This window comes from Streptomyces sp. NPDC059851, assembly GCF_042732005.1.
Taxonomy (GTDB): Bacteria; Actinomycetota; Actinomycetes; order Streptomycetales; family Streptomycetaceae; genus Streptomyces.
Genome location: NZ_JBHWJJ010000005.1, coordinates 68176 through 82040, shown reverse-complemented (window position 1 = coordinate 82040; position 13865 = coordinate 68176). Strand labels below are relative to the sequence as shown.

13 protein-coding genes are annotated in these 13865 nt (G+C 74.3%); 3 read left to right on the top strand and 10 right to left on the bottom strand.

What is annotated here, in order from left to right; genetic code table 11:
• Window positions 1-37 precede the first annotated feature (37 nt).
• The 6 genes from ACFV7Q_RS02675 to ACFV7Q_RS02650 all read right to left on the bottom strand — a co-directional run bounded on the left by ACFV7Q_RS02675 (window position 38) and on the right by ACFV7Q_RS02650 (window position 3794).
• Window positions 38-412 (bottom strand): hypothetical protein, encoded by a 375-nt coding sequence (locus ACFV7Q_RS02675; protein ID WP_385422812.1) that lies wholly within the window; start codon window positions 410-412, stop codon window positions 38-40.
• Window positions 413-518: 106 nt separating this feature from the next.
• On the bottom strand, window positions 519-974 hold the full coding sequence (locus ACFV7Q_RS02670; RefSeq protein WP_385422810.1) for a roadblock/LC7 domain-containing protein: 456 nt from the start codon (window positions 972-974) through the stop codon (window positions 519-521).
• Between the two features lie 77 nt (window positions 975-1051).
• The gene (locus tag ACFV7Q_RS02665) at window positions 1052-1828 is read right to left on the bottom strand and encodes a transcriptional regulator (protein ID WP_385422808.1); all 777 of its coding nucleotides are present in this window, start codon (window positions 1826-1828) and stop codon (window positions 1052-1054) included.
• Window positions 1825-2244 carry a hypothetical protein gene (locus tag ACFV7Q_RS02660; RefSeq protein ID WP_385422806.1) on the bottom strand — a complete coding sequence of 140 codons (420 nt, stop codon included), beginning with the start codon at window positions 2242-2244 and terminating at the stop codon, window positions 1825-1827. Before ACFV7Q_RS02660 ends, ACFV7Q_RS02665 begins: the two co-directional genes overlap by 4 nt.
• Before the next feature lie 316 nt (window positions 2245-2560).
• Window positions 2561-3175 (bottom strand): DUF6461 domain-containing protein, encoded by a 615-nt coding sequence (locus ACFV7Q_RS02655; RefSeq protein WP_385422804.1) that lies wholly within the window; start codon window positions 3173-3175, stop codon window positions 2561-2563.
• Between the two features lie 55 nt (window positions 3176-3230).
• Window positions 3231-3794 carry a TetR/AcrR family transcriptional regulator gene (locus ACFV7Q_RS02650; protein WP_385422802.1) on the bottom strand — a complete coding sequence of 188 codons (564 nt, stop codon included), beginning with the start codon at window positions 3792-3794 and terminating at the stop codon, window positions 3231-3233.
• A 145-nt stretch (window positions 3795-3939) separates the two neighbouring features.
• Here ACFV7Q_RS02650 and ACFV7Q_RS02645 point away from each other — a divergent pair, with 145 nt between their 5' ends.
• Window positions 3940-5160, top strand: coding sequence for a PucR family transcriptional regulator (locus tag ACFV7Q_RS02645; protein WP_385422800.1), 1221 nt, complete (start codon window positions 3940-3942; stop codon window positions 5158-5160).
• A 70-nt stretch (window positions 5161-5230) separates the two neighbouring features.
• Here ACFV7Q_RS02645 and ACFV7Q_RS02640 read toward each other — a convergent pair whose 3' ends face one another.
• The 3 genes from ACFV7Q_RS02640 to ACFV7Q_RS02630 all read right to left on the bottom strand — a co-directional run bounded on the left by ACFV7Q_RS02640 (window position 5231) and on the right by ACFV7Q_RS02630 (window position 9719).
• Complete coding sequence (locus tag ACFV7Q_RS02640) at window positions 5231-6820, bottom strand: helix-turn-helix domain-containing protein (RefSeq protein ID WP_385422798.1); 1590 nt, start codon at window positions 6818-6820, stop codon at window positions 5231-5233.
• A 194-nt stretch (window positions 6821-7014) separates the two neighbouring features.
• On the bottom strand, window positions 7015-7470 hold the full coding sequence (locus ACFV7Q_RS02635) for a (2Fe-2S)-binding protein (protein ID WP_385422796.1): 456 nt from the start codon (window positions 7468-7470) through the stop codon (window positions 7015-7017).
• A 23-nt stretch (window positions 7471-7493) separates the two neighbouring features.
• Window positions 7494-9719: a molybdopterin cofactor-binding domain-containing protein gene (locus ACFV7Q_RS02630; protein WP_385422794.1), complete on the bottom strand. Its 2226-nt coding sequence runs from the start codon at window positions 9717-9719 to the stop codon at window positions 7494-7496.
• A gap of 298 nt (window positions 9720-10017) precedes the next feature.
• On the opposite strand from ACFV7Q_RS02630, the gene ACFV7Q_RS02625 reads away from it, so the two are divergent.
• Both ACFV7Q_RS02625 and ACFV7Q_RS02620 read left to right on the top strand, forming a co-directional pair.
• The gene (locus tag ACFV7Q_RS02625; RefSeq protein ID WP_385422792.1) at window positions 10018-10266 is read left to right on the top strand and encodes an SCO4226 family nickel-binding protein; all 249 of its coding nucleotides are present in this window, start codon (window positions 10018-10020) and stop codon (window positions 10264-10266) included.
• A 269-nt stretch (window positions 10267-10535) separates the two neighbouring features.
• On the top strand, window positions 10536-11963 hold the full coding sequence (locus ACFV7Q_RS02620; protein ID WP_385422790.1) for a PP2C family protein-serine/threonine phosphatase: 1428 nt from the start codon (window positions 10536-10538) through the stop codon (window positions 11961-11963).
• Window positions 11964-12207: 244 nt separating this feature from the next.
• On the opposite strand, the gene ACFV7Q_RS02615 is transcribed toward ACFV7Q_RS02620, so the two are convergent.
• Window positions 12208-13689 carry a hypothetical protein gene (locus tag ACFV7Q_RS02615; protein WP_385422788.1) on the bottom strand — a complete coding sequence of 494 codons (1482 nt, stop codon included), beginning with the start codon at window positions 13687-13689 and terminating at the stop codon, window positions 12208-12210.
• Window positions 13690-13865 lie beyond the last annotated feature (176 nt).

Genomic DNA, 13865 nt, shown 5'->3' with positions numbered 1-13865 from the left:
CCGCCACCTCGGCGTCGGTGTTCGACCGAACGTTCGCTCAGACTTCGAGCTCACTCTCGATCTTCTTGAGCTGGTGCCGGGCCATGGCCAGGTTGGCGCGACCGCGGTCGAGCGCGAGGTACAGGAAGAAGCCCTTGCTCCCGCGTCCCTTCAGCAGCCTGATCAGGTGGTACTGGCTGCCGAGGGTGATCAGGATGTCCTCGATCTCCTCCTTGAGTCCGAGCATGTCCATGGTGCGGACCTTGGCGCGCACCACGTCGGTGTTGCCCGCCGCGGCGACGCTGAGGTCGAGCTCCTTGCCGCCGCCGATGGTGCCGAGGGCCATGCCGCTGTCGTAGTCGACGAGGGCGGCGCCCAGGGCTCCGTCGATGACGGTGGTGGCTTCCTTGAGTGCGGTCTCCACACTGGCCATGATCCGTTTCCTTCCTTGTGTACGGGTGTACGGGTGTACGGGTGTACGGGTGGTGCACGCGAGGAGCGTGCGGTTCGCGGTTCGGCGGTTCCTGTTGCTCCGGCTGTCAGGCGGACGGCGGCAGGGGCGGGGGCGGCGGCAGGGCCGGCCGTGCGGGTCCGCGGCGCCCGAGGGTGTGGTCGATCAGCTCGGCTATGCGCAGGCTGGAGCGCCGGGCCTCCAGGTGGAGCCGGCCCACGTTGACGCGGGGCTCCGCGATCAGGGTGAGGACGGCGGCGTCGCCGGCCGCGTACGTGGCCACGTATCCGTGCTCGCCACGGACGAGCAGCTCGCGGAATCCGCCCTGGCCGGTGCTGTCGCTGAGCCGCTGGGCCACTCCGAGGGCGGCCGCCGTCAGGGCGGCGACGGCCTCGACCTCGGTGGCGGCGCTGTCCTGGGCGAGGACGAGCCCGTCGGAGCTTCCGGCGAGCGCGCCGCTCAGCTGGGGGACGCGGGCTCGGAGCCGGCGGAGCTCGGCGAGTATTTCGGCTTCGGCCTCCGCGGGCACCATCGCCGTGCTCATGTCGGCTCTCCTTTCGGGCTGCCTCCGCTCGGAGCGGTCGAGGCGCTCGGCGCGCAGTGCCGGTCGCAGCGGGAGCCTCACAGGCTTGCCTCCAGTGCGTCGCGTAACCGGCGGAGCAGCGCCACGTCCGGGGATTGGGTCTGGGTCATCCAGTCGGGCAGGGTCGTCACGACGGGCACCGGGGCCGGCGGGTGCGGGGTGTCCACGAGTCCCGCGGCCGCGAGGCGCCGCACGTCGAGCAGGGTGTGGAAGGCGGGCCGGCCCAGGACCCAGGCCAGGTCCGCGGGGGTCCGGACGCCGTCCGCGTGGGCCAGCAGGAGCCGCTGGCGGGCGGTGACGGTCTGGCCGGGGGCCGCCGCACGGGGCACCACGGGGGCGGTGTCCAGCTGCGGGTAGGGCCAGACCGCGTCGAGGAGCTCCCGCCGACGCTGGGTCTCGCGCTCGACCGCGGCGGCCGGGACGGAGCGGACGGAGCCGATCCAGTGGGTGGCCCCGCGGCGGAACCGGGAGGGCCCGCTGCCCGGGGAGAGCGCGAAGAAGGCGGCGTCGAAGATCGCGGCGAGGTGGCAGATCTCCAGTTCGCCCCCGGCGAGGCCCCCGCTGTCCACGAGGAAGCGGGCGACCTGGCCGTGGGCCCCGGCCCGGTCGACGGCCTCCCGCCAGCGCTCGGGGGCGAGGCCCCCGCCGGTGGTGAGCAGGACGTCCAGGCCCGGGGTGGCCGGGCTCTCGGCGTGGACGACGCGGCCGTCCTCCAGGAAGAGGGTGCCGCGGTCGCGGAGCAGGGCGCCGGTGGCGCGCTCGGCGGCGAGTCGGGTGAGGAGCGGGGAGACGGCGGCGGTTGCGAAGGCGGTCATCTGAGCACCAGCTCCTCCGCGAGCGCCCTGAGTCTGTGGCGGGCGAGGGCTAAGTTGCCCTCTGTGCGGTCGAGCCAGAGGTGGAGGAAGACGCTGCTGTCGAAGCTGGTCTCGACGAAGCGGAGCACGTGGTATCCGCTCCGGGTGGTGACGATGACGTCCTCGACGGGCGGGCCGTCGGCGCCGACGGCGGCGGCCACCGGGGCCACCGCCGCCGGGCCGGGCTGCGCGAAGGACTCGTACTCGGCGGCCGCCCGGGCCAGCTCCGCCGTCTCGGCGGCGGTGGTCTCGTGGTCGCCGACGGGCGACTCCCCGGCGGTGCCGAGGGCCAGTCCGCTGCTCCAGTCGACCAGCGCGGCCCCGCGTGCGCCAGGCAGGGCCATGGCTTCGAGCAGGCATTCGTCGATCCCGGGCACGCGGGCTCCCCTCCCGACCGGATGTGCGAGGTGCACGTCGTACGGCGCGACAGGAGGGAACCTACTCAAGTTCAGCAGCCCGGAAGGGCCATCTGGCATTTTCCGCGGGAACATGCACAGAACAACGCGACACCTTGGCCGGAACCCGTCGACTTCTGATCAGGATTGCGGATCACGGCCGGCCGGTAGGGGCGGGACGGCCGTTCCGCCGGCTCCGGATTCGAGCGGCCGACGCGAACGGACATGGCCCGTCCGGGTGACCCCACGCCCCGCGCCCCGCCGCCCGGCGGCCGCCGCCCGCCGCCCGCCGCCGCGGTCACTGCGTACAGGTCACGAAAGCGGGGAGCGGAGCGTCCTCGATCAGGCGGCGCGGTAGGGACAGGCCGAAGCGGAGCTCCAGGACCGCGAGGGTGCGGCGGTCCCGCTCGGCACAGGGCTCCTCCTCGCGCTGGGCGTGGAAGCCCCCGTCAGCGGTGAGGATGCCGGCGGCCACGAGGTCCGGGAGCAGGTAGTCGGGCCGGTGGCCCCCGCGCCAGACCTCCTCGCCGAGGCCGAAGCAGCAGACCAGCTCGCCGTCACGGGCGTACGAGAACAGCTTGGGCGGATGGTCGGGCTGGGGGTCGAGGTGGACGGCCTCCGCCCCGCAGCGGGATACCTCGGCCAGCCGGTCGGCGCCCGCCGGCAGGCCGTGCTCGACGGCGAAGGACCAGCCGCCCCACCGGCCGACCCGGGCCACGCCGTCGCCGTCCACGGTCTCGGCGACCATGGTCCAGGCGTCGGCGGCGCCCAGTGGCCCCGGCCGGACGCCGGGCAGCGCGCCGAGGCGACGGGCGAGCTCCTCGGGGCCGATGCCCCGGGCGAAGGTGAGGCCGGCGTACCAGCCGTCCCAGTCGGCGAGCCACCGTATGGCGCCGCCATGGTCCCCGGTCATGTCCACGGTCGTTCCTCCGCGCATCGTGCCGGCACTCCCCCGACCGGCACAATAGTCACTGTGCGGGGGATTCCGGGAGGAGTCGCTCGACCATCGAGTCGAGAATGCCGGCCACCGGGTAGGCCTCCAGCATCGTCGGCACGGTCAGGTCCTCCACGATCAGGCCCAGCATCGCGAGGTAGAGCAGCAGCACGCCCTGCCGGTCTCCGGGCAGGCCCGCCTCCAGGTGCCAGGCGATGTTCGCCTCCAGCTCCGCTCCCTGGAACGCGGCCACCTCCGCCTGGAGCTCGGGGCGCCGGATGCCCTCCAACCGCAGCTCCAGCATGGCGATGTGCACGCTGCGCTCGCGCCGCATCCGCTCCAGCAGCAGCATGAGCAGCACCTTGGTGTCCAGCGGTACGGGCAGCTCCGCCGGATCGGGTGCGATCCGTTCCCGGGTGCGGTGCAGGATCTGCACGAGCAGCTGGGCCCGGTTGGCGAAGTAGTTCGAGGCGGTCCCGGTCGGCACGCCCGCCTCGGCATCGACCGCCCGCAGGGTCAGGCCGCGCGAGCCCTCGCGCGCCAGGACTTCGATGGCGGCGTCGAGCAACGCGGTGCGGCGCTCGGGATTGTGGCGCATGGGCGGTTCCTGACGGTGTGCGGGTGTGTGGGTGTGCTGAACGCTGCGGAGTGGGCACTCCACTCGCAGTGATTCGGACACGCTAGCGGACACGACGGATCCCGGCCCTCCCCACCAGTGCCCCTCACGTGTCACTCTGCCCCCCATGGAGCGGATCATCGAGGAGATTCGAGAGGAACTGTCCCGCCGGATCGCCGTGACGGCGGACCGGCTCGCCGACCGGACGCTGGCCGAGGACCCCGCGTACGCGGCCCTGCTCGGTCGGACCGAACTGCGCGAGCGGATCCACCACAACCTCGCTCAGTCCGTCGAGGGGCTGGTCCGCAGCGCGCGCGGGCTGCCGGTGGAGCTCGGCGACGCCCGGGCCACCGGCACGCTCCGCGCCGAACAGGGCCTGCCGCTCGCCTCGCTGCTGCGCACCTACCGGCGGGGCGGCCGACTGCTGTGGCACACCCTGACGGAGGCGGTGACCGCGCACGACCCGGCCGCGCTCCCCCGGCTGCTGCCACTCGCCTCGGTGCTGTGGGACGTGGTGGACCAGCTGACGGACGCGGTGGCCGAGGCGTACCGCCACACGGAGGCCGCGCGTTGCGACCGGGACCGGGAGCGCCGGGCGTCCCTGCTGGACACCCTGCTGGACGGCGGGGGCCCGGCGGACGGGCCGGCGGCCTCGGAAGCCGCGGCCCAACTGGGGCTGCCCGAACGGGGCCGGTTCGCGGTGGTGGTGATCGGCTCGGGCAGCTGCGGCGGTCGCGGCGCCGAGCCTGCGGCGGCCGGGCCGCGGGTGCTGTGGCGGATCCGGGCCGACGGGGAGACCGGGCTGGTGGAGCTGGGGCGCCATCCGCTGGAGTCCGTACGGGACCTGCTGGCCCCGCTCGGGGTGCGGGCCGGGGTCAGCCCGGTCGTCGAGGCCCCGGGGGATCTGGCCCGGGCGCGGTGGCTCGCCGCGCTCGCGCTGCGTACCGCCCCCGCGTCGGCCGGGCCGCGCACGGCGCTGCTGGACGAGCGGCTGCCGATGGCGCTCGTGGCCTCGCAGGCCGAACTGGCGGCCCGGCTGCGGCAGGTGGTGCTCGGGCCGGTGCTCGCGCTGCCCGCGGAGGACTGCCGCGTCCTGCTGACCACGCTGGGCACCTGGCTGGCCTGCCAGGGCTCGACGACACAGGCCAGCCGGGTGTTGTACTGCCACCGCAACACGGTCTCCAACCGGCTCCGCCGCCTGGAGCACCTCACCGGGCGCTCCCTGTCCGATCCGGCTCAGGTGGTGGAACTGGCCCTGGCCCACGCCGCGGTGCTCCAGCGCACGGCGGGCGACCCCGCCTCCGCCCCGAAGCCCGGCGCGGCCCGTCCGGCCCCCCGCCCCGCCTGAACGCGTCGCCCGAACGGCCCCGGCCGCCCGGGACGGCCGCCCGGGCCGGGGCGCGGCGCAGTGCGGCGGTTCAGGGGGCGGGCCGGGACGGCGGGCCCGGGAGCGCGGCCAGTTCCGCGGCCCGGTCGGCCAGCCACAGGTCGAAGCGCGCGCTCGGCGACTGGAGCAGGGAGCGCTGGAGCAGGCCCTCGATCCGGGCGAGCCTCTTGCGGGTGCCGGGCACCGAGATGCCGAGGGAGCTCGCCGTGGCGGCGAGGTGGGCGTCGTTGCGCAGCCAGGCCCGTACGGTCTCCAGCGCCCCCGGCGGGGCGTCGGGGCCGGTCAGCGGCGCCAGCTGGGTGCGCGACCAGGCCACCACGTGCGGGTGGCGCAGTACGGCGTCCAGACCGGCCGCGGCCCCTTCCCCTGCCCCGGTCCGGGTCCCGGGTGGGGCCGGCGCCGGGGCCCGGGACGGGCCGGCGGCGCCGGGGGTGAGCCGCAGGGCCAGCGAGAGCGCCGCCTGCTCGGGGAGCCGTGCGAGGTCCATGCCGAGGACGGACTCGACCAGGCGCAGCCGGCTCGCCAGGGTGTTGCGGTGGATCTTCAGCAGCCGGGTCGCGTGCGAGGAGAAGTTCAACCAGGCGTGGGCGGTGGCCCGCAGCTCCTGCGCGCCCGGGTCCTGGGGGCGCCGCGGCTCGTAGGCGTGCAGCGGCGCGAGGAGGGCCTCGGCCCAGCCGGACCCGGCCCCGTGGGCGGCCAGTTCCGGTTCGGGGGCGGGGCCGAAGCGGGCGTGGCGCCCGGCGCGGCCCCGGGCGACGGCCAACGCGTGGAAGGCCTGGGCGTACGCGGCCGGCGCCTCCCGCAGCGACAGTCGGCCGCTGACCCCCACCACGCAGTCCGGCACCGCCGCGACCAGGGCCTCGGCCAGTGGGTCGTCGGTGGCGGAGGCGTCCGCCGGGCCGGTGGGGACGAAGGCGATCAGGTGGCGTACGTACACGGGGCAGCGCACGATCCACGCCCGGCCGTCCGTCAGCTCCAGGCACACGCGGGTGACCTCGGCCCGCTGCTCCGCGCGGGATTCGATGACGTACATGCGCATCGGGTCGGGCAGGGACGGGGACAGCGTCTCGGCGACCTGGTGGGCGGTGGAGAGCCGGCCGGCCATCAGCAGGTGCAGGACGGCTTCGCGGGCCCTGGACTCGGCGAGACCGGCCCGTTCCGCGCGGCGTTCGGCCTCCTCGGCGCGCAGGACGAGGGCGAGCGGCACGGCCGCGTCGGCGAGCAGGGCGGGTGCTGCCGGGTCGTACGGCCGGTCCACCTCGGCGGCCAGGACGCGGCCGCGGTCCAGCGCGAACAGGAGCACGGCGGAGCCGTCGCCGTCCAGCACGGCCGACCGCACACCGCGGGCGGCCAGCTCCGCCGCGCCCCGGCGGGCCGGTTCCGGGGCGGGTCCGGACGCCGCGGGCACGGCGGGCGCGGCGGCCGTCCTCGGGTCCAGTACGCCGGTCCAGCCGCCGAGCCGGGCGGCGAGCCACTGGAGCAGGGCGGCCGAGCCCGCGGAGTGGGCGAGCCGGTGCAGCTTGAGGACGTCCTCGGACCGCACGCCGGGGCGGGCGGGTTCGGCGGCCGTGGTCGTCCGGTCCGGCACGGGCGGTGGGGTGGGGGCGGGCGGGGTGGCCAATGCCGGGCTCCTGGCTCCGTTCGGTGCGGGTCGCGCCGCCGCATTCAACCATCCGTCGCACGCTGTGCGCTGTGATACCGGTCTCGCCCGGTCACTGTGCGCAGTGGTCCCTGCGAACCGGCCACCGCCCGCCTAGATTTGGCCGCGAGCGGACGGCCCCGGGAACGACGGGGGTGTCGCCGGGGCCTTCTCGCTCACATCCGGGCCGCGGCGCTGCGGATGGCCTCCCGGATGCGGAAGTAGGTGCCGCAGCGGCAGATGTTGGCGATGGCGTCGATGTCCTCGTCCGTGGGCGAGGGGGTCCGTCGGAGCAGGGCGACCGCGGCCATGATCTGGCCGGGCTGGCAGAACCCGCACTGGGAGACGTCCTGTTCGAACCAGGCCTGCTGCACGGGGTGCAGCTCGTCGCCGTTCGCCAGTCCTTCGATGGTGGTCACCGATCTTCCTGCGCAGGCCGAGACGGGCACCACGCACGGGCGGACGTCCTGTCCGTCGAGGTGGCTGGTGCAGGCCTTGCAGACGTCCACTCCGCAGCCGTACTTGGGGCCGCGGACGCCGAGCATGTCGCGCAGCACCCACAGCAGGGGCAGGTCGTCGGGCGCGTCGACGGTGACGCTCCGCCCGTTGACGGTGAAGGTGTGCAAGGGCACGGCGGGGCTCCTGAACTGCCGGGTCAGCGGGGGTAGGGGGTGAAGTCGACGTCGAAGTCGAGCGGGAAGCTGCGCGGCGTCCTCCCGGTGGCCCGGGCCCAGGCGTTGGCGATGGCGCCCACCGCGGCGGGCACCCCGAGCTCTCCGGCGCCGCCGGGCTCGTCCCCGGTCGCCGGCATCACGAGGACCCGTACGTCGCGCGGGGTGTCGCGCTGCACGGCCCAGTGGAACTGGCTGTAGCTGCCCTCCAACGGGAGTCCCCGGTCCAGGTGGAGTCCGGCCCTGAGGGTGGTCGAAATGGCGTCGGTGAGCCCGCCGATCATCTGGGCCTCCAGGCCGCGCGGGTTGACGGGCAGGCCCACGTCGACCGCTATGACGGCCTTGGTGACGCGGACGCGTTCCGGGTCGCGGGCGTCGACCTCGACCAGGCACGCCGTACGGGACTTGTACTCCTCGTGGAAGGCGATGCCCTGGGCGCAGCCCGCGGGCATGGGCCGGCCCCACTGCCCTTCCGTCGCCGCCCTGTCGAGGACGGCGCGTTGGGCGCCGGTCTTGAGGAAGGTGCGGCGGAACCGGTACGGGTCCCGTCCGGTCCGTGCCGCGAGTTCGTCGACCACGATCTCTTCTGCGCCGCGGGTGTTGGCGGAGTACACCGAGCGCCAGGATCCGGTCGGGATGCCGGTGGGCACCTCGGTGAGGGCCTGGGTGGTGAGCCCGAAGTGGTAGGGGGACTTCACGGTGGTGTGGAAGAGGGTCTGCGCCAGGGTGGCGTTGCCGATGCCCGACGGGAGGCTGGCGGCGGTGGCGGTGATGACCTCGCCGAGGCCGTGCCGGAAGTCGGTCTCGGCTGCGGCGACCCGGTGCTCGAAGCTGAGGATCTCGCCGAGTGCGTACGTGGCGCGGATGCGGTGGTGGGTGGCGGGACGCATCCGCCCGTGCCGGGTGTCGTCGACACGGGTCCACATGAGTCGAACGGGCCGGCGGCAGGCCTTCGATACGCGGGCGGCCTCCAGGGCGGCGTCGAAGAAGAGGCGGCGGCCGAAGGAGCCGCCGGCTTGGACCACGTGGACGGTGACGTCGTCCACCGGCAGGCCGAGCTCGGCGGCGATGGTCTGGCGGGCCACGATCGGGGACTTGAGCCCGGACCAGATCTCGGCGCGGTCGTCCGTCACGTCGGCGACGGCGCAGTTGGTCTCCATCGGGGCGTGGCTGACGAAGGCGAAGTCGAACTCGGCGTCCACGTACGGGGTGAGCAGCGGCGGCACCAGCAGCGGCGGGACGGCGGCGCGCAGTTCGGCGCGTACGTCGGCGTCCGAGAGGTGGTCGGCGGGGCCGGGGCCCCAGGAGACCTGGAGGGCGGCCTTGGCGTCGAGGGCCTGGCCGAAGGTCTCGGCGACGACGGCGACCCCGGTCGGGATGGTGACCACGTCGAGGACGCCGGGCATCGCGCGGACGGTGGCGGGGTTGGCGACGGAGCGGACGGTGCCGCCGAGGGTCGGCGGGCGCCGCACCACGCAGGGCTTGGCGCCGGGCACGTCGAGGTCGAGGGTGTAGCGCTGGGCACCGGTGACCATGGCGCGGGCGTCGATCCGGCCGGTGGGCCGGCCGACGAGGGTGTGCTGCCCGGTCTCCTTCGGGGTCGCGCCGAGGACGGCCAGGCCCGGGTCGGCGGCGGCGGCGGAGAGGCTGCCGTAGCCGGCGGTGCGGCCGTCGGGGGCGCGCACGGTGCCGTTGGCGGTGGTCAGCGAGGAAGCGGGGAGGTTCCAGCGGCGGGCCGCGGCGGCCACGAGGCGGGCCCGGGCGGTGGCGGCGGTGCGGCGGACCGGCCCGTAGAGCGAGCGGATGGAGTTGGAACTGCCGGTGAGCTGGTTGAACAGCAGCTCCGGCCGGGCGTCGTCGAGTTCCACGCGGACGGAGGCCAACGGCGCGTCGAGCTCCTCCGCGACGAGCATGGCGACGGCCGTGGTCAGCCCCTGGCCCACCTCCTCGCGGGGCAGCCGGAAGCGGATCGTCCCGTCGGCCTCGACGGTGAGCACGAGCAGGGCGGCCGTGGGTGCGCCGGCCAGGATGAACAGGTCGCCGAGGTCCACCAGATCGGCCGGGGCGGGCAGGGTCGGGACCACGGCGCGGGCGGGCTGCGGGGCCAGGACGTCGAGCCCGGCGCGGGTGACGAGGGCGAGGGTGGGCGCCGTGACGAGGTAGGTGAGGAAGGAGCGGCGGCCCTGCCCGGTCATGTCGCTGTCCCCCATGCTGCCCATGCTGCGGCCCGTTCGCACGGACCCCTCCCACCGCTTTCGGCTGGTTACCGGCACGTAGGGTAGCGGCCGTGCGGGGGCCTGGGAAGCGGAACGGCACGGAGAGCACGCGGGAGGGGGTCCTTCGTTCGGGGGTTGCCCCGCTGGGGCGCCGCAGGGCCGCCGCGTGCGAGTCACGCCACCCGTGCGGGCCGGATGTCGACCGTGCGCTCGATCGGCGCCGCCCCCGCAGGACGGTTTCCGGACATGGGCGGACGATGGAAGGAGAGCAACCGAGCGGAGGTGCATGGCGATGGCGAAGTTCATGGACGTCCACCACGACATGAAGGGCATCACGCGGGAGCAGCTGCTGGCCGCCCACAACGCCGACCTGGCGATCGAGAAGGACGAGCGCGTGCACTTCGAGCGCGCCTGGGCCGACCCGGGCTCGGGAACGGTGTACTGCCTGTCCGAGGCGCCCTCGGCGGAGGCGGTCCAGCGGATCCACGAGCGCAGCGGCCACCCGTTCGACGAGATCCACCCGGTCCCGCTCGTCGTGTGACGGCCGGGGTCCCTCCGAGGAGGCGGGCGGGGCCGGGGACGGGGCGGTCCGCGGTCGCCGACCGGAAGCGCGACCGGAACCGCGACCGGAAGGGTGACCGGAATCGTTCGCACGGGCAGGAGACGGGAACGCGAGGCCCTTGGCATATGCCAGAAGCAAGACCTTTACGGATGTTGCCAAACGCCTTACGGGTCCTTGCGGCCTGTGCCACAGTCGTCGTAGGCCCCGTCCTTCATACCTGGCCGCGTCGCGCCCGTATCGGAGTCCCCATGCCGTCCCACCTCTTCGCGGACCGTCCCGCGCAGCCGCCCGAGCCCGGGTCGGTGGACGCCCTGATCTCGCAGACCCGGCGGCTGCGCGGCGACGTGGACGCCGTGCGCCGCGACACCCTCGTGGACGAGGACGACGCCCAGGGCCGCTGGCAGCGTGCGCTGTGCGACCTCGCCGTCCACCACCTCGACGACCTGCGCGAGCACCTGGACCAGCTGAAGGAGGGCCTGCCGCCCGTTCCTGACCCCGACGCGTTCCCGGAAGCGGATCCGGAGGCTGACGTCGAGACCACCCCCCCGGCCCGAGTCGGCAGCGCCGAGTGGAACCTGCTGACCGACGAGGTCACCTGGTCCGAGGAGCTGTTCCAGCTCCTCGGCCGCTCCCCCGAGGCGGGTCCGCTCCCCCTCGACGAACTGGGTTCCGTCCTGTTCTCCGAGGACCAGCCGCTGCTGACCGCGATGCTGACGGCCTGTCTGGTCGACGGCAAGCCCATCGACGGCGAGTTCCGCATCGTCCGGGCCGACGGCCGGGTCCGCACCCTGCACATGCGGGGCGAGCCCGTACTCGACTCCGACGGCTGCACCGCCTCCATGTGGGCCGTGTTCCGGGACGTGAGCGAGCTGCGTCGGAGCCAGCGCGCCGTCCGCGAGTCCCGTGACTCGTTGCAGCGCCGGCGCGAGATCGCGCAGACCGAGCACCGGCTGGCGGTCGAGCTGCAGGAAGCCGTGCTGCCCCCGTGGCGCGGCTCCCTGCGGTTCCCGCACACCCGTACCGACGCGCTCGACGTGGCCGCGCACTACCTGCCGTCCGCGAGCAGCGCCCTGGTCGGCGGTGACTGGTACGACGCCCTCGAACTGGCCGACGGATGCCAGCTGTTGACCGTGGGCGACCTGACCGGCCACGGGGTGACGGCCACGTCCGGCATGGCGATGGTGCTGGGCGCCCTGCGCGGGATGGCCATGGCGGGCATCGAGCCGGGCCCGTTGATGGGCTGGCTCAACCAGCTGCTGGAGGCCTCCGTGCAGCCCGCGCTCGGGTCAGCCGTGTGCTGCCGGTACGACCCCGCCCGGCGGACGCTCTCCTGGGCCCAGTCCGGACACCCGGCCCCGCTCCTGTTCCGCGGCGGCGCCGGCCGCGCCCTGATCGCACCCGAGGGCGTACTCCTGGGCGCGACCTCCGGGGCCGCGTACGGGCAGGCCGAGGAGCGGCTGGAGGCCGGCGACGTCCTGATCCTGCACACGGACGGGCTCGTCGCCCGCAGCGCCGGCACGGTCCGGTCGGGCGGCACCGAGCGGCTGCTGGCCCTGGCACCGCGGGTCGCGACGGCGCGGTCGGCGCAGGACTGCCTGCGGATGGTGGTGGAGGAGTTCGGAGAGGTCGACCGCGAGGATGACGCCTGCGTCCTCGTGGCCCGGATCGCGGACTGACGGACGCGCGGGCTGACGGGCGGTGGACGCCCGGGGACGTCGCGGCCGCGCCGAAGGGCGCGGCCTTTCCCGTCTTCGCGGGCCTGCGCCGGCGGACGGGCCCGGGAAAGCCGCAGCGGACGCGGATACGGACGCGTACGCGTGCGCGCGCCGGTGCGCGTGCGCGGATGAAGACGCGGATGCCGGTAATGCCGTCGGCGCGGACGGGGATGCGGGTGCGGATGCGGTGGGTCGCCTCACGGGGCTAGGCGGTCTGCTGCGCCGGGCTGTTGGGCAGTGCGAGCTTGATCTCGGCCCGCAGGTCCTCGATCCGCCCGTACCCCGCGTACTGGGCGGTGAGCCGGTACATCTCGCGCAGCCGGTCCCACGTCCGGTGCGAAGAGGTCTCGTTCATGGAGACCAGGGCCAGCCGGGCATAGCGGTCGGCCTGTTCCGGGTCGTCGGCGATGAAGCAGGCGGAGGCCATCGAGATGTAGTCGAAGATCTGCGAACGCTGGTGTCCGCTGGCCCGCAGCCGCAGCGCATCCCGGGCGTGCCGCTGGGCGATCGGGGCCGCGGAGGGGTCGTGGTCGGCGAGGGTGCGGTAGGCGAGGGCCTGCATGCCGTGCAGGTCGGCCTCGTCGAAGTGCTGCATCCACGAGGGCGGGGGCACGTCACCCTTGTCCGACACGAAGAGGTCCTCGGCCTCGCCGAGCGTACGGCGCATGGCCTGGCCCTTGCCCAGCGCGGCCTGCGCCCACGCCTCGATGGTGTGCAGCATGGCGCGGGTGCGCGGCAGGGTCTGCTCGCCGGAGCCGGACTTGGCCAGCTTCATCAGGTCCAGGGCCTCGTTGGGCCGGCCCAGGTGGACCATCTGCCGGGCGGCGCGGGACAGCGCCTCCCCGGCGCGCGGCCGGTCGCCGCCCTCGCGGGCCGCGTGCGCGGCGATGACGAAGTACTTCTGCGCGGTGGGTTCGAGGCCGACGTCGTGGGACATCCAACCCGCCAGGACCGCCAGGTTGGCCGCCACCCCCCACAGCCGCCGCTGGAGGTGGTCCGGGTGGTGGTAAGCCAGCATGCCCCCGACCTCGTTCAACTGGCCGACGACCGCCTTGCGCTGCAGGCCTCCGCCTCTGGCGGCGTCCCAGGCGCGGAAGACCTCCACGGAGCGTTCCAGGGCTTCGATCTCCTCGGAGCCGATGGGGGCGGCCTCGTAGCGGTCGAAGGCGATCGGATCGGCTTGGAAGGAATCGCTGAGGCGCTGTGGGTCCTTGACGGCGCGCACGTCGGTGTGCAGCCATTCGTACATGGCGTTGGTGAGGGCGGAGCCGGCGGTGAGCGCCACTCCCGCGCCCATCAGACCGCGACGGTTGAGCATGAGGTCCATTCCCGTGAATTCGGTGAGGACCGCGGCTGTGCGTTCGGGCGCCCAGGGCATGCCTTCGGGGTTCTCCTGCGCCCCGTCCGCCTGCCGTTTGGAGGTGCGCCGCTGCCGTACGAACCCGAGGTCCTCGATGGTCACGACACGACCGAGCCGCTCGGTGAACAGGGCCGCCAGTACGGTGGGTACCGGTTCGCGGGGGGTCTCCCCCATGTCGATCCAGCGCCGTACCCGCGAGGTGTCGGTGGCCAACTGGTGGTGGCCCATGGCCGCCGCCTGCCGGTTGACCATCCTCGCCAGCTCACCCTTCGACCAGCCGGCCAGGCCGAACAGGTCGCTCAGTCGGGTGTTCGGTCCTTTGCTCACGTCAAGCCCCCAGGTTCTCGGCTGATTTGACACTAGCCCTCCGTCAGGTGCCCCACGACTATTCGCCAGGCTTCGCCAGGGCTCGCTTCGTGGTCCGCCACCCGTCGTCGGGTGTCAGGTAGGAATGCGCCTCCCCGACCCGGTCACCGGCGGAACTCCCCAGGGTGAAGTACGGG